23 protein-coding genes are annotated in these 22,528 nt (G+C 38.6%); all 23 read right to left on the minus strand.

What is annotated here, in order from left to right; genetic code table 11:
* Window positions 1-441 precede the first annotated feature (441 nt).
* The 23 genes from LMC10_RS04585 to LMC10_RS04695 all read right to left on the minus strand — a co-directional run bounded on the left by LMC10_RS04585 (window position 442) and on the right by LMC10_RS04695 (window position 22,328).
* The gene (locus LMC10_RS04585; protein ID WP_229269077.1) at window positions 442-783 is read right to left on the minus strand and encodes a type II toxin-antitoxin system PemK/MazF family toxin; all 342 of its coding nucleotides are present in this window, start codon (window positions 781-783) and stop codon (window positions 442-444) included.
* Complete coding sequence (locus LMC10_RS04590) at window positions 783-1,049, minus strand: AbrB/MazE/SpoVT family DNA-binding domain-containing protein (RefSeq protein ID WP_229269078.1); 267 nt, start codon at window positions 1,047-1,049, stop codon at window positions 783-785. Before LMC10_RS04590 ends, LMC10_RS04585 begins: the two co-directional genes overlap by 1 nt.
* A gap of 213 nt (window positions 1,050-1,262) precedes the next feature.
* Window positions 1,263-2,276 (minus strand): hypothetical protein, encoded by a 1,014-nt coding sequence (locus LMC10_RS04595; RefSeq protein ID WP_229269079.1) that lies wholly within the window; start codon window positions 2,274-2,276, stop codon window positions 1,263-1,265.
* A gap of 225 nt (window positions 2,277-2,501) precedes the next feature.
* Window positions 2,502-3,872 (minus strand): 23S rRNA (uracil(1939)-C(5))-methyltransferase RlmD, encoded by a 1,371-nt coding sequence (gene rlmD, locus LMC10_RS04600; protein WP_229269080.1) that lies wholly within the window; start codon window positions 3,870-3,872, stop codon window positions 2,502-2,504.
* Between the two features lie 87 nt (window positions 3,873-3,959).
* On the minus strand, window positions 3,960-4,355 hold the full coding sequence (locus LMC10_RS04605) for a type II toxin-antitoxin system death-on-curing family toxin (RefSeq protein WP_086141294.1): 396 nt from the start codon (window positions 4,353-4,355) through the stop codon (window positions 3,960-3,962).
* The gene (locus LMC10_RS04610; RefSeq protein WP_035168919.1) at window positions 4,352-4,597 is read right to left on the minus strand and encodes an AbrB/MazE/SpoVT family DNA-binding domain-containing protein; all 246 of its coding nucleotides are present in this window, start codon (window positions 4,595-4,597) and stop codon (window positions 4,352-4,354) included. The genes LMC10_RS04605 and LMC10_RS04610 overlap by 4 nt, the downstream gene beginning before the upstream one ends.
* 105 nt (window positions 4,598-4,702) lie before the next feature.
* Window positions 4,703-5,716 (minus strand): diacylglycerol kinase, encoded by a 1,014-nt coding sequence (locus LMC10_RS04615; RefSeq protein ID WP_035168920.1) that lies wholly within the window; start codon window positions 5,714-5,716, stop codon window positions 4,703-4,705.
* A gap of 11 nt (window positions 5,717-5,727) precedes the next feature.
* Window positions 5,728-7,152, minus strand: a complete 1,425-nt coding sequence (gatB, locus tag LMC10_RS04620) for an Asp-tRNA(Asn)/Glu-tRNA(Gln) amidotransferase subunit GatB (RefSeq protein ID WP_003668754.1) — start codon at window positions 7,150-7,152, stop codon at window positions 5,728-5,730.
* A gap of 1 nt (window position 7,153) precedes the next feature.
* Window positions 7,154-8,626 (minus strand): Asp-tRNA(Asn)/Glu-tRNA(Gln) amidotransferase subunit GatA, encoded by a 1,473-nt coding sequence (gatA, locus tag LMC10_RS04625; protein WP_229269081.1) that lies wholly within the window; start codon window positions 8,624-8,626, stop codon window positions 7,154-7,156.
* Window positions 8,626-8,943: an Asp-tRNA(Asn)/Glu-tRNA(Gln) amidotransferase subunit GatC gene (gatC, locus tag LMC10_RS04630; protein ID WP_003664503.1), complete on the minus strand. Its 318-nt coding sequence runs from the start codon at window positions 8,941-8,943 to the stop codon at window positions 8,626-8,628. Before gatC ends, gatA begins: the two co-directional genes overlap by 1 nt.
* Window positions 8,944-9,094: 151 nt before the next feature.
* Window positions 9,095-10,210, minus strand: coding sequence for a CamS family sex pheromone protein (locus LMC10_RS04635; protein ID WP_229269082.1), 1,116 nt, complete (start codon window positions 10,208-10,210; stop codon window positions 9,095-9,097).
* Between the two features lie 3 nt (window positions 10,211-10,213).
* Entirely contained in the window at window positions 10,214-12,256 is a 2,043-nt protein-coding gene (gene ligA / locus LMC10_RS04640) for an NAD-dependent DNA ligase LigA (protein WP_229269083.1), read from the minus strand.
* A gap of 18 nt (window positions 12,257-12,274) precedes the next feature.
* Window positions 12,275-14,548 (minus strand): DNA helicase PcrA, encoded by a 2,274-nt coding sequence (gene pcrA, locus LMC10_RS04645; protein ID WP_229269084.1) that lies wholly within the window; start codon window positions 14,546-14,548, stop codon window positions 12,275-12,277.
* A gap of 156 nt (window positions 14,549-14,704) precedes the next feature.
* A complete protein-coding gene (locus tag LMC10_RS04650; RefSeq protein WP_229269085.1) occupies window positions 14,705-15,838 on the minus strand; it encodes an ATP-grasp domain-containing protein in 1,134 nt (377 codons plus the stop codon).
* Between the two features lie 16 nt (window positions 15,839-15,854).
* Window positions 15,855-16,430 (minus strand): xanthine phosphoribosyltransferase, encoded by a 576-nt coding sequence (locus LMC10_RS04655; protein WP_003672669.1) that lies wholly within the window; start codon window positions 16,428-16,430, stop codon window positions 15,855-15,857.
* A gap of 19 nt (window positions 16,431-16,449) precedes the next feature.
* The gene (locus tag LMC10_RS04660; protein ID WP_229269086.1) at window positions 16,450-17,076 is read right to left on the minus strand and encodes a glycoside hydrolase family 73 protein; all 627 of its coding nucleotides are present in this window, start codon (window positions 17,074-17,076) and stop codon (window positions 16,450-16,452) included.
* 148 nt (window positions 17,077-17,224) lie between these two features.
* Window positions 17,225-17,998 carry a (S)-acetoin forming diacetyl reductase gene (locus LMC10_RS04665; RefSeq protein ID WP_003664515.1) on the minus strand — a complete coding sequence of 258 codons (774 nt, stop codon included), beginning with the start codon at window positions 17,996-17,998 and terminating at the stop codon, window positions 17,225-17,227.
* A gap of 115 nt (window positions 17,999-18,113) precedes the next feature.
* Window positions 18,114-18,515 (minus strand): 30S ribosomal protein S9, encoded by a 402-nt coding sequence (gene rpsI, locus LMC10_RS04670; protein WP_003668771.1) that lies wholly within the window; start codon window positions 18,513-18,515, stop codon window positions 18,114-18,116.
* 7 nt (window positions 18,516-18,522) lie between these two features.
* Window positions 18,523-18,966 carry a 50S ribosomal protein L13 gene (gene rplM / locus LMC10_RS04675; RefSeq protein ID WP_003672672.1) on the minus strand — a complete coding sequence of 148 codons (444 nt, stop codon included), beginning with the start codon at window positions 18,964-18,966 and terminating at the stop codon, window positions 18,523-18,525.
* A 105-nt stretch (window positions 18,967-19,071) separates the two neighbouring features.
* Window positions 19,072-19,842 carry a tRNA pseudouridine(38-40) synthase TruA gene (gene truA, locus LMC10_RS04680; RefSeq protein WP_219178528.1) on the minus strand — a complete coding sequence of 257 codons (771 nt, stop codon included), beginning with the start codon at window positions 19,840-19,842 and terminating at the stop codon, window positions 19,072-19,074.
* Between the two features lie 19 nt (window positions 19,843-19,861).
* The gene (locus LMC10_RS04685; protein WP_003672674.1) at window positions 19,862-20,665 is read right to left on the minus strand and encodes an energy-coupling factor transporter transmembrane component T family protein; all 804 of its coding nucleotides are present in this window, start codon (window positions 20,663-20,665) and stop codon (window positions 19,862-19,864) included.
* Window positions 20,662-21,525, minus strand: a complete 864-nt coding sequence (locus LMC10_RS04690; RefSeq protein ID WP_229269087.1) for an energy-coupling factor transporter ATPase — start codon at window positions 21,523-21,525, stop codon at window positions 20,662-20,664. Before LMC10_RS04690 ends, LMC10_RS04685 begins: the two co-directional genes overlap by 4 nt.
* Window positions 21,501-22,328, minus strand: coding sequence for an energy-coupling factor transporter ATPase (locus LMC10_RS04695; protein ID WP_229269088.1), 828 nt, complete (start codon window positions 22,326-22,328; stop codon window positions 21,501-21,503). Before LMC10_RS04695 ends, LMC10_RS04690 begins: the two co-directional genes overlap by 25 nt.
* Window positions 22,329-22,528: the final 200 nt, after the last annotated feature.

The raw sequence follows: 22,528 nt of genomic DNA on the forward strand, positions 1-22,528 counted from the left end.
CTGTTACGTTGTGATGGGGAAAGGGTTGTGACTTTCCCCTTTTTTGTTAATTTTAAAAGACTAACCGAGTTTAAAGCAAAGAATGAGCCTCCACTTACACAAGTGTGTAAATGAAGGCTCATTCTTTTTTTATGCTTAACTTAATGACGTTGGAACATTACTAAGCATTCTATTGATGGGACTTATTTCGCCTAGGGGTCATATTACTAAAATATATTTTAAGGAACCATCCTTTCTCAACATTACTCCTTCTGGTATAAAAATATTGAATTATTACCCAGCAGTTAGTAAATATGGAACAGATTCTCGTTGGGTAACTAATCCACAATCTTTGAATACTCAGGGATTAGCGGATTTGCTAAATAATATCGAATAAAATATAAACTTTGAAAAAATGTACTAATTCTAGTCATTAAAAATAGAATTAGTACACTTTTTGCATTAATTTTTATTATTTTCCAACTCTTTAATAAATTCAAAAAGCCCAATGCGGTCAGAATCAGTTAATTTTCCAATTGGTTGTCGACTAAAAACCCAACTTTGTGCTAAGCGGTACAACTTATGGGTATCTACATATGATTGTTTTTTTAGTCCTGCTGCTCTCCACTCCTTAATTGGATAATATATTTTCTTTATTTGAGACGATTTATTCTCATATTGACTCGTAACCTTAAAGACAATTACTTTTTCGTTCGCTATCTCAATTACTAAAGCGGGGCGTACCTTGCTACCTCTCCCTTTATCAAAAGGAACATCGGCAATATATATTTCCATCGGTTCCATTAGCCGTTAACCATCCAATCATGAAAATCAGGCGACTTTTTAGGATCATAATGACCATTCTTATCAATTTCAACATCCTCAACAGGAATTTCTTTAATTAAGTCTGCCCAATCTAATGCTGTTGGTAATTTCTTAATTCGAACCTCGTTACCCTTTATCTCAAATGAAACCTCTGTCCCTTTTTCCAATCCTAATGCCTTACGAATTGCAGCTGGAATAACAATCTGCCCCTTTTGCGACATTTTACCGGTTAAGGTATTATCCATAGTTATCCCTCCTTATTATTTCCTACGTTATACGTCTTACTTCTTACCTGCTATTACTTGTAGAACATTGCAAAAAGTATGAAAAATCACCATCATTCAACGCTACACGAAGCTCACGTTCAATGATGGTGAAGTGATAGTTATACGATTTATCTCCATCGGATTCTTCTATATCAAATCATCATTATTAGCTTTAATAAATAATATCCAGCATTATCTTACTAAATCCATAAATGCTGGATCAATATTTTTATAATGCCAATTACAATACTTGTTATTTTTATATACTAAATTTACTGCTATTGGGAAAGTCATATGTACTCCCTTATAAGACTTGGTGTCTAATATCAAGTATTTATAACCATTAATTACCAATTGTTGTTCCCTTTTATTGAGTTTCCTGCCAGTAGTCACAGTATAAACTTTATGCCCCAAACCACCTAATTTAACATCATCTATATCAAAATTCGCTTTTAAAATTTGCTTATGTAATCTGAACATAAGATAAAAACGTATTATCAATATTTTTAAAATTAATAATAGTTTGTGCTTACTTTCGATCCAATTGATTGATCTGTCAAGTTCCATTAGGTATCTAAGTAAGAACAATAATGGAATATTAATTATCCAAAAAATAATCGGAAGTGTAAAAGAAATAATCAATTTCTGAACTAAAGAACAACTAAATTTCGTAAGTAGTTGATATATCGCATAACCAAATAGCGTAAACGATAGAAATTTCATAATAAAAGGGAAAGCCTCATCATTATGAGTAATTACTTGTACGAAGGTTTGAAATATAAAAAATAATACAATAAAGAATGATACTAATAGATTAGGCTCAAAAGCTTTCATAATAAAAGTAAAAAAGCTAACTAGTGTGAATTTCTCTAGAATTTTAACCGTTATTAATTGTTGTATTTTTGTGTTGAAATCTATTTTTACACTTTCTGGTATAATTACCAAAGCTACAAATGAGACGTATGAATACAAATCCTTAAATTTATCAGGGTTATGAAACTCAAAGCAACAAAAAGTAATTATTGTTATAATAACCCCTTCATAAAATATAATAATTTGAAAAACAGGTATAGTAAAAAGCCTTAAAATTGCTCGTAATAGATCAAACAATGATCCGAGCAATTTACCTCTATTTTTATCAAAAATATATTTACCAATGAATAATGTAACTAATATAAAAATTGAAACAATTGTGTAATTATCCATAAAGATTTTTAATCCTACTTAACTATCAAATTTATTATCTAATTTCTTTTAGAGCAGTGAGAAAAGAAATTACTAAATATTAATCTTAGAAAGTATTACATATGTAATGATTGCGTCAGCCAACTGATTTTTAATTCTACATTATCTTTACATAAGGAAATTTTCTAAACCTTTTCCACTCACTACGTTCCACAATCTGGAAACATCAGCACTTAAACACTGACTTTAGACCCGCTCAAGCACAGTAACAGATTCGACATGCGTCGTCTGTGGAAACTGGTCCACTGGCTGAATTGGCTTTGTTACATGGTAGCCTTGGCCAGCGAACCGCTTGATATCCCGAACTAAAGTAGCAGGGTTACAGGAAACGTAAATCACTTTCTTTGGGCCCATCTTACCAGTAGCTTCAATCAATGATTCAGCCAAGCCCTTCCGTGGTGGATCAACAATAACAACATCTGGTTTGAGTCTTTCTGCTTGCCACTTAGCAAATTGATCTTCCGCCTTACCAACAACAAATTTGGCGTTCTTAATACCATTCCGTTTAGCATTATGTTTGGCGTCTTCAATCGCGGCGGGAACAATTTCGACCCCGTAAACTTGCTTAGCGTGTTTAGCTACTGCAAGGGAGATCGTGCCAATTCCACAATAGGCATCGATAACGGTTTGATTGCCGTCCAAGCCAGCATTGTCGATGGCTGTCTGGTAAAGGCGTTCAGTCTGTTGCGGATTAACCTGGTAGAAGGACAGTGGTGAGATTGCAAAATCAATCCCGAGGAGCTGATCATGAATTTCATCAGCACCCCATAATGTTTTATTCTTATCGCCGAGCAAGCGGTTCGTTCGCTTATCATTGATGTTTTGCACAATACTTTTTACTTCTGGAACTCCGGCAACGATTCCGTCGACGATTTGTTTTTCCATTGGCAACCGCTTCGTATTCGTAACTAAGACTACCATCATTTCATGGCTATAGTATCCTCGCCGAACCATTACTGTGCGAATCACACCTTTACCAGTTTGTTCATCATAGGGCGTAATGTGGTATTGCCGTAATAAGTCCCGGACAACTACAATGGCCTTATCGATTTCTGGATCCTGGATATAAAAATCTTCAATCGGTACTACATTGTGGCTCCCCCGCTTATAAAAACCGGTTTCTAATTGACCGCGGACCATTTTTACTGGTACTTGAGCCTTATTACGGTAATGATAAGGCTTTTCCATTCCCATTGTTGGCAAAACTTCAATCTCATCTAAGTGTGCTTTCGCCAATAATTCTTGGATTTGGTGTTGCTTGAATTTCAACTGGGCATCATATTTCAAATGACCAAGGGAGGCGATTCCCGTTTGAATATACTTTTTATCCTTAACATCAACGCGGTCTGGACTCTTCGTTTGCCAGTCCATTACCCGTCCCCAAGCAAAGTGGCTGGTTACCTTGGTGATCTTTACCGTAATCTCTTCACCAGGAAGGGCATTAGGAACAAAGACGGGAAAATCATCAATCTTAACGACCCCATTGCCTTCGTAAGATAAATCCACTACCTTTGCTGGATATTCTTCATTTTTATGTACTGGAATGTTTAATTTCAAAGTTATTCCTCCATTAATTTCAACGTTACAAACTTCTCCTATTATAACAAAACAAACGGCCAACTTCCTCTTTGTGAAGCTGACCGTTTATGCTTTTACACAATGCTTTTCTAAAAAGTGCGCAATTTCTATCATTTCTTCTTCGGAATCGTCGGCTAAGGTTATTTGAACGACAAATGCCTCACCTTCATCTGCGTTTAAATGTAATTCCCAACTATTTTTCTTCAAGAATAATAATAAGCATAAATAGGCTGTTCTCTTATTGCCGTCAATAAAAATATGTTTTTTGGTTATCTTTTGTACTATATAGGCAGCCTTTAACCAAATCGATGGATATAGTTCACGATTAAAAACTGTCATTTGGGGTTGCTCAACTATAACAGATAAACCTTCAGGATATTGAATTCCCATATATTTTTGGCCTGTTCGTGTTAATACCTGATGATTCACCATTATAATTTCTTCTTTTGTTAAGTAAATCATTTATCTTTTAACCGTTCCATCAATTCTTTATTCTCATCAAATAATTGATTAATCATTGCCAATGTTTTGTCATCAACTTGTTCTTTTTTCTTAAATGTTATTACTTTACCATCCGGCGATATTGTTTTCTCGTATTCATCGCCAGGATTAGCATGCATTTTTTCTCGATCATTTTTAGTTAATCGCAATCCAAAAGAATTACCAGATTTGAAGAATTTTGAACTATTATTTAATTCTTGCATGTTATCACCTCGTAATCACATTATAGCACATTGTGATTACAAAATGCCTATTATAACAAAACAAACGGCCAACTTCCTCTTTGTGAAGCTGACCGTTTATTTATTCTATTTCTTTTCGCGATCTTTATAATCGTCAATGCCATTCATAAAGTCTTCTTCGACCCGCTTAAAATCAGCTGAAGTTGTAATCGCATCTTCTGGAATCTCATCCAAGTTAGCAATTACTTCTAGGTGCTGTTTAAGGTTATGGAATTTCATTGGCGCATCGCCACCGTATTCCCCATCAAGGTTAACCATCAAGCGGTCATCCTTGTTTAGCGGAATAACTTCAATATCGGTTGCCTTAGCATAAATAATGCGCGGATCATCAAGGTGCTTTCCTTGAAGTGCCTTTGCCATTAAGCTGAGCATATCGATTACACTGCTCTTCTTGACGATAATCATCGTAAACTTTCCATCATCAAGTGATGCATCCGGCACAATTTGTTCAAAACCGCCGACCGAATTAGTCAAGGCAATCATAAACATGGAAGCACTGCCCCGGTATTCCTGATTATCATACTTGATTAGCATGTCGACTGGCTTAATCCGCGGCATCAATTCTGCTCCCTTGGCGAAGTATGCTGCATAACCAAAGAGGGACTTCATTTGCGAAGGGACCTCATAAGTTAATTCGGTCATCGTTCCACCGGCAGCAATATTCATGAAGTAGTTTTCACCAGCCCGACCAATATCAATCTTAAATTTCTTATTCTTCTTTAAGATTAACTTAGCCGCGGCGATCGGATCATCACGAGGAATCCGTAATGCCCGTGCATAGTCATTAGTCGTCCCTGCTGGAATAATTGCTAATGTTGGTCGATGTTCTAACCCAGCAATTCCATTAACCACTTCATTCAGGGTACCGTCTCCACCAGCGGCTACAATCAAATCAAAACCGTCTTCAGCAGCACGAGTGGCTTCGTTCTTAGCCGAGTTAGGCGCAGGAGTAGTCGCAAAAGCACTAGTTTCATATCCGGCTTTCTCATAAATTGCGAGAATATCAACTAAATCACTTCGCAATGTTTCACGGCCTGAGGTAGGATTATAAATTATCCGAGCACGTTTTCGCACGGTCATCCCTCCCTACTCTATTTAGCCTTCAAAGACTTCATCAATAATTGAGTAACAACTTGTGGGTTGGCCTTACCACGCGTTTGCTTCATGATTTGACCCATTAAGTAGCCGACAGCCCGGTCTTTACCATTCTTAAAGTCTTCAATTGATTGTTCGTTGTTATCAAGAACTTCATCAACGATTGGCTGTAGTTGCGCAGGATCTGATAATTGAACAAGACCGTGTTCCTTTGCGTAAGCATTTGGTTCTTCACCATCTAAGATTCCCTTGAAGACCTTCTTAGCCATCTTAGAAGAAATAGTCCCATCTTCAATCAACTTCACCATGCCAGCAAGGTTAGATGGAGTAAGCTTGGTGTCTTGTAAGTCAACTTGCTTATCGTTCAAGTATGAGTTCACATCGTTCATCAAGTAGTTGGCTACCCGCTTAGGATCGCCACCGTCTTTAACAGCTTCTTCAAAGAAATCAGACATTTCCTTAGTCTGGGTAAGAACCATGGCATCGTAATCAGTTAAGCCAAGGTCCTTAACATAGTGCTCACGACGCTCACCAGGCATTTCTGGCATCTCGCTTTCAATTTCACTAATCCATTCATCGCTAACGTTTACTGGTGGCAAGTCTGGTTCTGGGAAGTAACGGTAATCATCAGAACCTTCCTTTGTCCGCATCAGAATAGTCTCACCAGTCGCTTCATCATAACGACGTGTTTCCTGACCAATGTGTCCACCAGCCATCAATACTTTTTGATGCCGTTTTTCTTCAAATGCGAGGGCCTTCCGAACATAGTTAAAGGAGTTAATGTTCTTCATTTCTGTCTTGGTCCCAAACTTATCAGAACCGATTGGCCGAATTGAGATGTTGGTATCAACCCGCATGGACCCTTCTTCCATCTTCACGTCAGAGATCCCCGTAAATTGGATCCGTTGACGCAATGCTTCCAAGTAAGCCACTGCTTCTTCAGGCGAGGCAATATCTGGCTTAGAAACAATTTCAATTAGCGGTGTTCCTTGCCGGTTCAAGTCAACGTATGAATACTTACTGGTGTGAGTGTTCTTACCAGCATCTTCTTCAATGTGCATTTCTTTGATACCGATCTTTTTCTTTTTACCGTTTACTTCAATTTCAATCCAACCGTCATGAGCAATTGGAGTATCTGATTGAGTAATCTGGTAGGCTTTCGGGTTATCAGGATAGAAGTAGTTCTTCCGATCAAAGTGCATGTGATGGGCAATTTGAGCATGAAGAGCAAGTCCAGCCATGATTCCGTCACGAACGACACCCTTGTTTAAGCTTGGCAATACACCAGGGTAACCCCAGTCAATGACATTGGTGTTTGCGTTAGGCTGGTCACCGTATTCAACGGGGGATGGACTGTAAATCTTTGAATTAGTCTTTAATTCAACGTGGACTTCTAGACCGATTGTTGTTTGAAAGTTCATCTTAGTTTTGACCTCCTAACTTTGGTGTCTTCTTGTGGAAATCAGTTGTCTGTTCAAAGACATATCCAGTGTTATAAACTGTTTGCTCGTCAAATGCTTTTCCGATGATTTGCAGACCAACTGGCATACCATTTTTAGCAGAGAAACCAGCAGGAATGGACATTGCAGGAAGGCCGGCCATATTAACGGGAACAGTCAATACGTCGTTCATGTACATAGTTTGTGGATCATCAATTTCTGCACCAATCTTAAATGCTGTTGAAGCACCAGTAGCACCAACGATTACATCATGATCCTTAAATACGTCTTCAAAATCTTGGGCAATAAGGCGGCGAACTTTAGCGGCCTTATTAAAGTAAGCATCATAGAAACCAGCAGAGAGAGAGAATGTCCCTAACATAATCCGCCGCTTAACTTCTTCACCGAAACCTTCCGAACGAGAACGAACATAAACATCTTCCAAGTTCTTAACATCAGCAGCTCGGAAGCCATAACGAATACCGTCGTAACGTTGGAGGTTAGAAGATGCCTCAGATGAGGCTAAAATGTAGTAAGCAGGAACCCCATACTTGGTGTGTGGCAAACTTACTTCATCAACAATTGCTCCGAGGGATTCTAAGTGGTCCAAAGCAGCCTTGATTACTTCTTGAACATCTTCGTCTAAGCCATCAAAGTATTCCTTTGGCACAGCAATCCGTAAGCCTTTAACATTCGTATTTTCGTTTAATTGGGCTGCCCAGTCTGGAACTTCTTTAAGTGAGGATGTCATATCCCGTTTATCATTTCCACTGATGAGGGCGGTCAACAAGGCATTATCCTTAACATTTTGAGTCAACCAGCCGACTTGGTCAAAACTTGAACCAAAGGCAATGATTCCCCACCGTGATACACGGCCGTATGTAGGCTTCATCCCAACGACACCGTTAAATGAGGCTGGCATCCGAATAGAACCACCAGTATCAGTACCAAGCGCACCTAAAACATCCCCGGCCGCAACCGCAGCAGCAGAACCACCGGAAGAACCACCAGGAACCCGTGTAAGATCCCATGGGTTATGAGTCGTAAAGAATGCTGAATTTTCAGTAGATGATCCCATGGCAAATTCATCAAGGTTAGTCTTACCAACGTTGATATAATCAGCGGCATTTAACTTTTCAACCACTGTCGCGTCATATACAGGGTTAAAGTTTTCAAGCATCTTAGAAGCAGCTGTAGTTGTGAGACCCTTAGTTAAGATATTATCCTTAACTGCAAGCGGAACCCCTGCAGTTAATTGATCAGCACTAATGCCCTTTGCATCAATCTCAGCTGCCCGCTTTAGTGCTTGGTCTTCATTTAAGCTGATGAAGGCTTTAACTTGGTCTTCGTTACCCTTAATGTGGTCAAAAGTTTCCTTTGTTAATTCAGTCGCACTGATTTTCTTATTTACCAAGTCATCGTGCAATTGACTCAAGCTTGTTTGGTAAAAATCCATTATTCGCCGTCCTCACTTTCGTCAAGAATTGCTGGAACCTTGATGTAGCCACCATCGGTTTCAGGAGCATTGTTAAGCAAGGCTTCTTGTTCTTCTTTAGAACTCTTAATTGCCTTATCTTCACGCATTACATTTACCCGATCGGTTGCTGATGTCATTGGTTCAACGCCATCGGTATCAACCGCTTCGAGGTCTTCAAACATATCAATAATGTTTCCTAGTTGAGTGGTAAACTTACCAAGTTCATCCTTAGGGAACTCAAGCTTAGCAAGTTCAGCAACGTGTTCTACTTGTTGCTCAGTGATTTTACTGGCCATTCTCTCTACCTCTTTTCCAGTAATTTAAAATCTACATATACATCTAACAATTTTAGCACAGAATAGGTTCCTATTTCATCCATGTAGAAATAAAAAAGGAGTTATCGGTTCGCATTTTCCAGTAACGAATCGATATCCTCCTTTTTCACCTTTAATAAGAATCAAAAATATGCGACTGGAAGTTATCAGAACCAGCATTCCGATAAACAACCGCTTGAATTTCTGAATCAGATTGAATCTTAATATCAATCGGGATCCCATTAGGCAGGTACTTCTTCGCTGCCCGGGTGATATATTGGGTAAAACTAGTAATTTCACTTTGACTATAGAACTGAGTAGTAACGGTAATGTGCATCCCTGATAAAGTTCCATTTTCATATTGTGCTTGTGCTGTAACTCCGCTCAAGTTAGGGAAGAAACTTTGAATCTGACTCTTAAAGTTTGAGAAACTATCATCATCAGTTTGATCAGAACTATTAGTTGTTGATGCACTAGCCTTTGGAAGGACTACATTCTTGTAATTTAACTTCCGCCAGCTACTAATCGTATTACCACTATTCTTGCTATAAGCAAAGAATGTACCACCAACTAAACTATCATCTGGTGCTTGTTTGTATAGTGCAATCACGATTGGAACATTTCCAACGCCTGACTTTTTCCGTACTCGTTGAAGAACCTTTTGTGCCGCGATTTCACCTTGACGACGAACCTCACTATCACTAATCTTCTTAGTTAAAGTTGGTCCTCCTGTCTTAGTTTGGTAGTTATATTCGGAATTTATTCCAATCCCAATTGTAATCCCCCGCAATTTCATGGAATTACCACTTTCTTGCATATAATCTTGTTCTTCAATTTGTTGAATATAGACTGGGTTAGGATTGCTCTTCTTTCCTTGAGCAGGGTTTAGCCCTTCAGGATTACTCTTTGTTTTTCGACCAAGCCAGTTTTCAATTGTTCCACTACTAAGGTATTGACCTTCTTGGAAAATATAGCTTTTTGTTGAAAAGACCCGTTTTGAAACCTGAGTCAAACCACTTTCAAAGCTTTTAAGGTTATATTGGTTATCATTTTGTGAGACATTTATACCCCGAGCTTTACTTGTTCGGTAACGACCATTTTTAATCACACCTTGATAAGTACCATTACTTGAACCAGTCGTTGAATAGTTTTTCGATGACGACTTTCCTCCAAAACCACATGATGCAAGCAAGACAGTACACATCAAAACGGCAGCACTAATGGCTATTTTTTTTGCCTTTCGCTTCACGATTTACTGTTCCTCCTTCATTGCTTGGCTGAATTGCTGTTCATTCCATACATCAATACCCAAGTCTTGAGCTTTTGTCAGCTTACTACCAGCATCAGCCCCAGCAATGACAATATCTGTTTTCTTTGAGACGCTTCCGGTTACCTTAGCCCCGTGGTTTTCAAGCCATGATTTTGCTTCCCCACGAGTCATTTCAGTTAGCTTACCAGTCAGTACTACTCGCCGACCATTCCATTCACTATCAGGATTAGCATTTGACCGTGAGCCAAGATAAGCAAAGTTTACCCCAACTTCTCGCAATTCGTCAATTAATTTAACAACCTGTTGATTAGCAAAATAAGTTACGATACTTTCGCCAATTGTTGGCCCAATTCCACTAATCGCAGAAATTTCATCGGCATCGGCCTTCATTAAGCTATCAAGGTCACCGAAATGTTCCATGATAATTCGAGCAGCCTTTGCACCTACATGACGAATTCCAAGACCAAATAATAAGCGCTCGACAGAATTATTACGACTATTATCGATCGATGTCAATAGGTTAGCGGTCGATTTCTCGCCAAATTTATCTAAAGTTAATAATTGGTCATGATTAAGTCGATATAAACCGGCAACATCATGAATCAATTCTTTATCCCATAGCTGTTCAATAATTCTAGGACCAAGCCCATCAATATTCATGGCATTCCGGGAAGCGAAATGTGCTAAGCCTTCTTTAATTTGCGCTGGACACATTGGATTAATACAGCGTAACGCAACTTCACCATCAAGATGAACTAATTCCGAGCCACAGACCGGACACTTCGTTGGAATCTCATATTCAACAGAATCATCAGGACGCTTAGTTAGATCTACTTTTGAAATTTCAGGAATAATGTCACCCGCTTTATGCAGGTAAACAGTATCACCAATCCGAATATCTTTTTCACGCAAGTAATCAGGATTATGCAAAGAAGCTCGACTAACTGTTGTACCCGCCAATTGAACTGGGTCCATAACTGCTGTTGGCGTTACATTGCCGGTCCGACCGACAGTCCAGACAATATCACGGACAACCGTTGCTTGCTCTTCGGGAGGGAATTTATAAGCAATTTCCCAGCGCGGCACCTTAACTGTATTCCCAAGGGCAACTTCCGTATCAAGGTCATTTACTTTTTCAACAATTCCATCGATCCCGTAAGTGAGCTTGTCTCGTTGAGAAGTATATTCTTCAATATACTCCTCGATCTCTTCACGGTTATGGACAACCCGATTATTAGGATTAACATTAAAACCTAATTCTCGCATACGATCAAGTGCTTCTGCTTGGGTCTTAACGCCTAGCTTTTGATATTCAGGAACATAGTACATAAATGTATCTAGTTCACGTTGCGCCGTTACTTTCGGATCTAGTTGCCGCAAACTCCCAGCTGCTGCATTCCGGGGATTAGCAAAAACCGGCAAGCCATCTGCTTCGCGTTTAGCATTTAACTTTGCAAAAGCCGCTTTTGGCATATAACATTCGCCCCGAACCTCGATCGATAATGGTTCTGGCAATTCTGCGGGAACTGACTTGATAGTTCGGACATTAGCAGTAACATCTTCACCAATCGTTCCATTGCCACGCGTAGAACCTTGAACTAACTTTCCATTCTCGTAAACAAGTGAAAGAGAAAGACCATCGATTTTTAGTTCGAGATTATATTCGGGCTCAACTTCGACATCCCGATTTTCCTGTTGTCGTTGGTTAAAGTCCAGCAATTCTTCAATCGAAAAGACATCCCCCATCGATAACATCGGAATTTCGTGCCGAACTTTTGTTAATTGGCTTTCTGTTGCTCCTCCTACTCGTTGGGTTGGCGAATCGGCAGAGACCAATTGTGGAAATTGTTCTTCCAGCTGTACTAATCGCTGATAAGCACGGTCATATACATGATCCTCTACGGTTGGATTATCTTGTTCATAATATTCTTTTCCCCACTTAGTCAATTTTGCTCGTAATGGCTTAATCTCATCTTGAGCTTCTTGAAGGGTTAATTCTTTTACTGGCGTCTGTTTTTCACTCATCTCATCCGCCTCATTTCTTTATTTTTGTACTTTCGTAATTGGGGCAAAACTTGCCAATAACCGCTTTACACCTTGACTTGGAAAGGCAATATCTAATTCCATATCATTACCACTACCGTTAACTTTGACCACTGTTCCTTGGCCCCACTTTTTGTGTTCAACTTTATCGCCCGTTTTCCAGCCAACCTTATCGGCCCCAGTTCCGGTGTTAGTAATTGGTTTAACCCGCTTGCCAGCACTGCGATATGTCCGCTTTTGCTGATCACGGTAGGTAGTAGCGGTTGCGGCAGCACGATCAAATGGCAGTTTACTATCTTTAATGCTATTACCTGATGGGCTATTTTCAAACTGTAACAACTCAGAATCAATTTCTTCTACAAATCGTGATGGTTGGTTACGCTGAATACGACCATAAAGTAAACGTGAAAAGGCATTAGTAAGATAAAGCTTTTTCTTTGCCCGTGTAATTCCAACATAGGCTAAGCGACGTTCTTCTTCCAATTCATCATCTTCCATTAAAGCTCGCGATAATGGGAAAATACCTTCTTCCATTCCCACAAGGAAAACAACTGGAAATTCAAGTCCCTTAGCTGCATGTAATGTCATTAAAGTTACAGCTGGTGCTTGTTCATCAACATCATCTTGATCTGAGACAAGGGCCAAATCAGCTAAAAAGTTAATAATTTTTTGCGAGTTAGGATCGTCATCGTCTTTATGCTGTTCATCATATTCTTGTGTAACCGACTTAAATTCATCAAGGTTTTCACGACGAGCTTGTGCTTCAAGGCTTCGATCATCACTTAACATTTTATTGTAGCCACTTAACTCTAAAATCTGTTCAGTTAAATCAGTTAATGTGAGATATTCTGCTTGTTTAGTCAAGTTAGCCATTAATTGACCAAATTCATCAATTTTATTTCGTGTTCGTGCAGTAATTTCACTAGCAGTATCAACATTTTGAGCTGCTTTTAATAATGTCCAGCCATTTTCATTAGCGAAATTGCGAAGATGTTCCACACTAGTTAAACCAATTCCTCTTTTGGGCGTATTAACAACTCGTTCAAAGCTCATTGAATCGGCAGGATTAACGATTAAGGTCAAATATGCTAAAATATCACGAATTTCACGCCGGTCATAGAATTTATGGCCACCAACCATCGTATAGGGAATACTACTCTTCAAGAAAGTTTCTTCAACCATTCGTGATTGTGCATTAGTCCGATAAAGAATTGCAAAGTCATTAAAGTGATAGCCATGCTTTTCTTGTTCTTCTTTAATCTTCGAAACAATAAACTGCGCTTCATCATGTTCATTTTGCGCGCGGTAATACGAAATTTTGTCCCCCTGACCATTTTCTGTCCACAGATTCTTCTTTTTCCGATAAAGGTTATTAGCAATAACTTCATTCGCTGCATTTAAAATTGTTTGCGTTGACCGATAATTTTGCTCAAGCATTACCGTCTTAGCTTGGGGATAATCATGTTCAAAATTCAAAATATTGTTCATATTAGCTCCACGCCAACCATAAATACTCTGATCTGCATCCCCTACCACACACAGATTTTGGTACTTTTGCGCTAATAGATTAACTAACCGGTATTGGGCATCATTCGTATCCTGGTATTCGTCAACATGGATGTAGTGGAACTTATCTTGATAAAATTCAAGCGTCTCTTGATCACTTTCTAATAACTCAATGGTCTTCATAATCAGATCATCAAAATCTAATGCTTGATTAGCTTCTAGCTCTTGTTGGTAAAGCTTATATGCTCGCGCGACCATGTTTTCAAACATACTATTAGCTTCTTTGCTATAGTCATCTGGCTTCAACAAAGCATTTTTAGCATTAGAAATCGCACTTAAAATACTGCGGGGATCAAATTTTTTAGTATCAATATTTAATTCCGCACAAATCCGCTTCATTAATGTCCGTTGCTCACTTGTATCCGCAATCGTAAAGGCGCGATTATAGCCGATTTTTTCAATATCACGACGGAGGATTCGAACACATAATGCGTGAAAAGTCGATACCCAAATCTCATTAGCACTTTCACCAAGCAATTTACCGACCCGTTCTTTCATTTCGCGCGCAGCCTTGTTGGTAAACGTAATCGCTAAAATATTCCATGGTAATACACCATTTTCTTCAATTAAGTAAGCAACCCGGTGTGTAAGAACCCGTGTCTTTCCTGATCCAGCACCGGCCATTACTAATAATGGTCCCTCTGTAGTTAATACTGCTTCGGATTGCTTATCATTCATTCCTTCTAATAATGCTTGCCCGTTATTCACGCTGTTCCATCCTCTCTAAATTTTCATCGGCTAATATTATACCAAATTAGGATCTCATTTGGTGCTAAAATCGAACATATGTTAGGAAAAATAAAGAGACTGCGATTTCATCCCCAGTCCCTCGTAATCTTGTACGCTTAATTTATAATTTCGTGATCAAGCTTGTTCGTTCCAAACTTCAGTATCGTCAACCTGATTTTTTAAGGCTGCCAAGTTATCGCCGCCAGTTACCCAGACAAAGCCTAGAATTGCCTGATCGTCATCCCCAACATCATTAAAGAACCTAAATTGCCAGTTATTCTTTAGCAACCATTGCCGTTGAATTGCTCGTGATTGATAATTGCGAACGACCATCAATAAGCCAATTTGTAATGGCGTAATAACATGCAGGGGCATCCCAACAGCACTTCTTAATTGTTCTTCATACTGGTCAACATTTGCTGTGACATCATAAATATTAGCAATCGACGTTAGCCCTGGTTCGATATTCTTTACATAGAGGGTGCCAGTAGAAGTAACATAAAAGTTAACCGAAAATACACCCCGATACTCAAGAGATGCCGCAACACTTTTTACAATCCGCTGCATCTCTTTTAACATATCATCGTGAATATTTGCTGGTGTCGCAACAGAAATCAATTGCCTCTTGTCATTGTAATGAAGTTGAGCAAGTGGAAAAATCTCTGTATCTTTTCCATCAGTTGCCGCTGTCATAGTATATTCATTTGTATGTTCAATCCACGATTCTAGTAAATATGTACCAGTATCAATAAAATCAGCGGCGCGAGTAATATCAGATTGGCGCTCAATCAGCATTGAATTTTCCCCAATTCCTCGTTGAATGGGTTTTAACAACGCAGGATAGCCAATGGAATCAATTGATTGGTAAACATCATCTAAACTAACCACCGTCACATATGGAGCAATATTAATATTTACCTGATCTAAGAAAGCACGTTCCATTAATCGGTCTTGAACAATCTCAAGAGCATTAATCCCCTGAGGAATCACTGCATATTGACTCAAAAAGTGCATGACGCGAGAATCGACATTAGGGGTTTGATAAATAATTGCATCACATGCTTCCCCAAACTGAGTTAGTTTTGTCCGATCGTTCATTGCCCCTACAATGGTAAAGTCAGCCATTTTAGTTACTGATGGCTGAGAACGATCCACATACACACCAACGTTAAAGCCTGCCTTCTTCGCTGTTGCAATAAGTGCCGCCCCATTGCGATTAATTCCAATAATTCCTAAAGTACTACCTGGGTAAATAGCATCTCTGCCCATTTTATCACTTCCCTTATTAGTCTTTTACGAATTCAACTTTATTATCACTCAATGATTGAATTCGTGCCAATGATTCGACACGAATTCCACGTTCTTTTAGTTCACCAGCTCCAGGTTGAAAACTCTTTTCAATAACTATTCCTGCACCAGCTACTTGAACCCCTGCTTGATCGGCAATTTCTAATAATCCTTCTACTGCTTGACCATTAGCCAAGAAATCATCAATCATTAAAATCTTATCATTAGCATCTACATACTTTTTAGAAATTGAAATCCGATTGGTTGTTTTCTTAGTATATGAATATACATCAGCAGTATACATATTTTGGTTAAGAGTAAGACTCTTATGCTTACGAGCGAAAATAACTGGGAGATTCATTTCCAACCCGGTCATTACAGCTGGAGCAATTCCGGATGATTCGACTGTCCAAATCTTAGTAATGCCTTCATTAGCGAAAAGCTTGGCAAATTCTTGACCGATATGCAACATTAATTGAGGATCAACTTGATGGTTTAAAAAGGCATCCACTTTTAAAACATTACCCGGTAAAACAGTCCCGTATTCCTTAATCTTTTCTTCTAACTCTTTCATTTTTGTACCCCCCTCTACATTACTTATCATAATTATATAATTTATACGCCTTAATCACCGAAATTAATTTTTGTGCATAATCAGGATCAGTCGCATAACCTGCTTCTTGCAATCCCCGAGCTGCCTCTTGATAATTAGTCGCATGGACAACTCGATCATAATTTTGCTGATTGGTGTCTGTTCCATTTAACATCAAGCGTGTGTGGTCTTTAATAGAATCACTCCAACTATCATAAACGCGGAATCGTCCCTTAGTAACGATCCACTTACCATTAATATATTCTTTAGTTGTCATTACTCGTGAATTTGTTCCCGTTCCCTTAATTCCAAATAAATTATGGTATTGTGACGCTAACTGACTCGTTCCCCATTGAGATTCAAGAATCGCTTGGGCAATCGTAATTGATGCATAGACATGATAGGTATTTTGCATTGCCTGAGCTTCAGGAGCAACTTGCTGAATAAATAATTGCTTCACTCGGCGATCCTTTTCACGTGCCTCTTGTTCAATTCGTTGCTGATTCCAGATTCGGTAAAAATGGTGCCCAACGTAAACACCCAAAAAGATAACAATAACAGCAAGAATGCTAATAATCCAATTTCTACCCGTATGGCGGTTTTTGTTTCTCCGCTTCCGTTTTGCCACAAGCTTAGCCTCCTCTTTTCTACTAGTTATTAATTGTAGCAAAATCCATCTCGTTTGGGTTAATTTATCGTAATATTTTTAGAAGAAGTTAAAAAAGCACAACTGAAAAAATTTTTCCAGTTGCGCTTGCTGCTACTAGCCTTAAGTATTAATGGAATTGCATTCCACCATCAACAATAATTGTTTGTCCAGTAACGTAATTTGAATCAGGACCAGCTAAGAAACTGACCACATTAGCAACGTCCTCTGGTTCAGAAAGACGCTTCATTGCAATGTTCTTGGCAAAGGTTTCCATTCCCCATTCATCACTCTTACCAGCATTTTGACCAACTTGATGCGCAATATCATACATCATCGGCGTCTTAACAATGCCTGGTGCAAAAGCATTTACCGTAATATCTTCAGTTGCCAAATCTTGAGCTACTACCTGCGTAATGCCTCGAATAGCAAATTTTGTTCCGGAATAAAGTGCAAGATTAGGATTACCAACAACTCCAGCTTGAGATGTGGCATTGATAATCTTACCACCATGACCAAGCTCCTTAAATGCCTTGTGGGCAGCTTGAATTCCCCATAAAACCCCAGCAACATTTACGCCATATACTTTTTCAAATTGTTCAGGTGTAATTGAATCAATTGGGGTAGTAGGACCTAATCCAGCATTATTAACGATTACATTAAGATCTCCAAAATGTTCGACTGTCTTCTCAACAGCTGCAAACACTTCTTCTCTATTTGCTACATCGGCTACAAGTGGTAATGCTTCCCCACCATTATTATTCAGTTCATCAGCAACTTGTTGGAGCTTTGCCTCGTTTAATGCTACAAGAGCAACCGCAAAACCATCCTTAACCAATCTTTCTACAATTGCTTTACCAATTCCTTGGCTTGCTCCAGTTACTAATGCTACTTTTTTAGTCATTAGTAATCCCTCCTTTATATTAGTTATCATTTATTATATCGTATATTTAATTCTCTTTAAATATAAAAAAGACACCAGCAAAATACTGATGTCTCTGGAAGCGATAATCGAAATATTAACGCTTACTGAATTGAGCAGCCTTACGAGCTTTCTTAAGACCTGGCTTACGACGTTCCTTCATACGAGGGTCACGAGTTAAGAGACCAGCCTTCTTTAAAGCGTCACGGAAGTCTGGATCAACAGCGAGAAGTGCACGGGCGATACCGTGACGTACTGCACCTGCTTGACCAGAGAATCCACCACCATTAACGTTAGCTAAAACGTCGTATTGACCTTCTGTTTTAGTAACAGCAAATGGTTGGTTAACGATAGCACGTAAGTTGGCAAATGGAATGTAGTCTTCAATTGCCTTGCCGTTCATCGTAATCTTACCTGAACCTGGTACTAAGCGAACACGTGCGGTTGCATCCTTACGCCGACCAGTACCACTGTATTGTACTTGTTGAGCCAATTCCATTCCCTCCTTAGATTAAGTTAGTAATGTCTAAAACTTCTGGGTTTTGTGCAGCATGTTTGTGGTCTTCACCAGCATAAACATGTAACTTCAAACCTTGCTTGTGACCAAGAGAGTTGTGTGGAAGCATACCCTTGATAGCAGTTTCCAATAACTTCTCTGGTTCCTTTGCAAGGAAGTCACCAGCAGTCCGTTGCTTCAAACCACCAGGGTAGTTTGAGTGACGGTAGTACATCTTTTGAGATGCTTTCTTACCAGTTAACTTAACTTGCGCAGCGTTGATAACGATAACGTAATCACCAGTATCAACGTGTGGAGTAAATGTTGGTTTGTTCTTACCGCGCAAAATTGATGCTACTGCAGATGCTAAACGACCCATTGGGACATTCTTAGCATCGACAACGTACCATTTGCGTTCAACTTCACCAGGTTTTGCGATGTATGTCGTTCTCACGATTAAGTCCTCCAATTTTGTTTTTCTTTTACATATAATAGTGTACCGAGTTATTAGATGGAAAAGAAATACCAATGGCTAGTATACCTTCTTCTAGTACTTTCGTCAATCCTTTTCATCATTTGTTCCATAATCTACATTAACTAAATATAAGCCACTTGCTGGAGCCGTCATCCGTGCCAATGTCCGATCCTTTGCCTCAAGGACTCGAGACACGTCATCTACTGGCCGCTGATTGCTCCCAATTTCTAAGAGAAAAGCGACCATTATTCGGACTTGGTTATAGAGAAAACCATTACCAGTAAAATCAAAGACGACTTCATTTCTTAATTCATCTCGTTTAATCGTGATATTCTCAATCGTCCGAACATTGCTTTTGGCTTGACTCCCCGACGCAACAAAACTTGTAAAGTCATGAGTTCCAACTAAATCATTAGCTGCTTTTCTCATCTTTTCTAAGTTAAGAGGATATTTAAAATGAGAAGTATAGTTGCGTTTAAATGGGTTTACAAATTCCCCCTGATCAACCCGGTAACGATAAGTCTTACGATGAGCACTGTATCGCGCATGGAAATCATTATCCACTAATTCGGCCTTCTTAATTAAAATATCCAGTGGCAAAATGCTATTGAGGGCTTTTCTCATAGATTCATTACTTAAATGATATGGAATATCAAAGTGCGCAACCTGATTAAGAGCATGCACCCCTGCATCTGTTCTTCCTGAGCCGATAACAGGAATAGCAGGATTTGGGTGCTTAGCAATTTTATTTACTGCATTCTTTAATGTTTGTTCAACTGTTCGCTTATTTGGTTGAATTTGAAAACCGGAAAAATTGGTTCCATCATAAGCAAAGGTTATTTTATAACGATACATTTTTTACTTCCTTATTAATTTAGAAAAATATTCGGATACAAACTAGACCAACTGTTACAATTAATAGCGCTAAGCCAGCCCAAGCATCATTTTTATGCCAAACTAATTGACGATAATGAGTCCGTGGTGCATTAGGATCATACCCTCGTGCTTCCATTGCCGTTGCTAATTCTTCTGCTCGCTTAAACGAGTTGACAAACAATGGGATAAGAATCGGAACTAGATGTTTAATCCGTGTCAAAAGATTTCCAGCGTTAAAATTAATCCCGCGGGCCCGCTGAGCTTTCATAATTTTATTAGTTTCATCCATAATAGTTGGAACAAAGCGTAATGCAATGGAAAGCATTAACGTAATCTGGTTGACAGGAACTTTAATCACTTGTAATGGTTTCATTAACCATGCCAAGGCATCTGCAATTTGAAAAGTTTGAGTAGTGGCAGTTAAGACAGTTGAGGCAGTAATAATCACAATAAACCGATAAAAAATAATTAATGAATTAATAAGGCCGTCACGGGTTATTGCCATAATTCCCCAATGCCAATACGTCTTTCCGCCACTACTAAATAAAATTTGAAACGCTACTGTTATCAAAATAATTAAAAACAACGGCTTAATCCCTTGCCAATATTGTCTTAAACCAACATTACTTAACTTAATTGCCGCAAGGAGCGCTAATAAAAGCCATATAGCAGCTAAAAAATTATTCACGAAGAAAATTAAAATAACGTAAATAATACACATGATTAGTTTTATTCGTGGATCAAGACGATGGAGGATCGATTTTACTGGTACATAACTACCAAATACGATTTTACTATTCATTTTCTTTTTCTCCTCATCGCTTCTGCTATTTCATCTGCTAACACCTCAAGCGTAAGCGGTTCTGTATTTTTTAAGGTTATCCCATCTTTACTAAGGAATTGCGCAACCTCGACGGAAACAGGCAGAGTCAATGATAGTTTTTTTAATCGTTGAGCATCCCTGAATAATTGCTGAGGAGTAGTATCAGCAACAACCTGCCCATTGCTCATTGCAATTACGTGGTTAGCATAATAGGCTACCTGCTCCATTTGGTGAGTAACCATTATAATCGTTGTTCCCTTCTCGTTAAGATCTTTAATAAGTTTAAGTAAATCATTAGTTGCTTGAGTATCCAGTCCTGCTGTTGGTTCATCAAGAATTAAAATTTGGGGATCCATTGCTAAAACGCCAGCAATCGCTACTCGCCTCATTTGTCCTCCAGAAAGCGCAAAAGGGGAGTGTGACTTTAATTCTAAGGGCAAATCCACCATTTTTAATGCTTCATCAACTGCTTTTTCAATTTTTTTTGCAGGCCACCCTAAATTATGAGGTCCAAAAGCAATATCCTCCGCAACTGTTTCTGCAAATAGTTGCTGTTCAGGAAATTGGAATACAAAACCGACTTGATGGTGGATTTTACTTAAATATTCAGTTTTTGTCGTTGCATTAATTTCTAAACCTGCTACGTTAAGTTCCCCACTACTGGGCTTTATTAATCCATCAATTAATGAAACCAATGTCGACTTTCCACTTCCGGTTTGTCCAATAATAGCAACAAATTCTTGCTCTTTAATTGTTAATGAGACATTATGTAAGGCTTCATTAGTAGAATTAGGATATGTATAGTGGAGTTTTTTTACTGTAATTGCTGCTTTAGCCAATTTTTTAGCTCCTCTAAATTTAAATATCTATTTGGAACATCAATTCCTCGTTCAACCAATAATTTCTGCAGTTGCTGGCTTGCGGGAATTCCTACTCCAATTTCAAGTAACAATTCTTTATCTTTAAGAATTTCCGATGGAGCACCTTGTTTTACAACTTGCGAATCATTTAATACAACTATTTTATCCGCTAGCTCAATTTCTTTAAGATCATGCGTAATCGAAATAATTGAAAGGTTATATTCATTTTTTAATCTTCGCAATAAAGACAAAATTTCTTGTCGTGCTAAAGGATCAAGCATACTAGTAGCCTCATCAAGGATTATTATCTTAGGCATTAATGCAAGGATTCCTGCAAGTGCTACCCGCTGCTTTTGTCCTCCTGAGAGATTAATAGGAGCTGTGTTTTTATAATCACTCATTCCTACCATCCTTAAAGCTTTATCAATCTTTTCCTCCATTTCATTTCGAGCTACTTGTCGGTTTTCAAGTCCGAATGCAACATCGTCAGCAACAGTTGCTCCAACAAATTGATTTTCAGGGTTTTGAAAAACGAATCCGATTTGCTGGTGAATCTGACCTAAAGAACTTTCGTTAACTTGAATCCCGTCAACTTCAATCGATCCCGCAGTAGGACTGAGTAATCCATCAATTAATCGGGCTAATGTACTCTTTCCACTACCATTATGACCAATAATCGCTGTCCAAGAAACTGGTTCAAAATCCAGATTGATATTTTTTAAAACGGGGTATTTACTGTCTGGATATGTAAATACAAGTTTTCGAATTTTTATTCCAGTCACAGTATTTCCTCTTTTCAATATTAGTTAATAAGTATATTTTAGCAAAGTCCACAGAATTATCTATCAAAATTAAATTTAAAATAAAGGCTCTACAATTTTAAGTACTGATGGATTTAACATCAGTGCTTTATTTGTTTAAAATTTAAAATAAAAAAGCGAAAGATGGTTGGACCCCGTCTTCGTTAAGAAAGGACCATCTT

Origin of the sequence: Limosilactobacillus reuteri subsp. simiae (assembly GCF_020784875.1) — a bacterium.
Lineage (GTDB): Bacteria > Bacillota > Bacilli > Lactobacillales > Lactobacillaceae > Limosilactobacillus > Limosilactobacillus reuteri_H.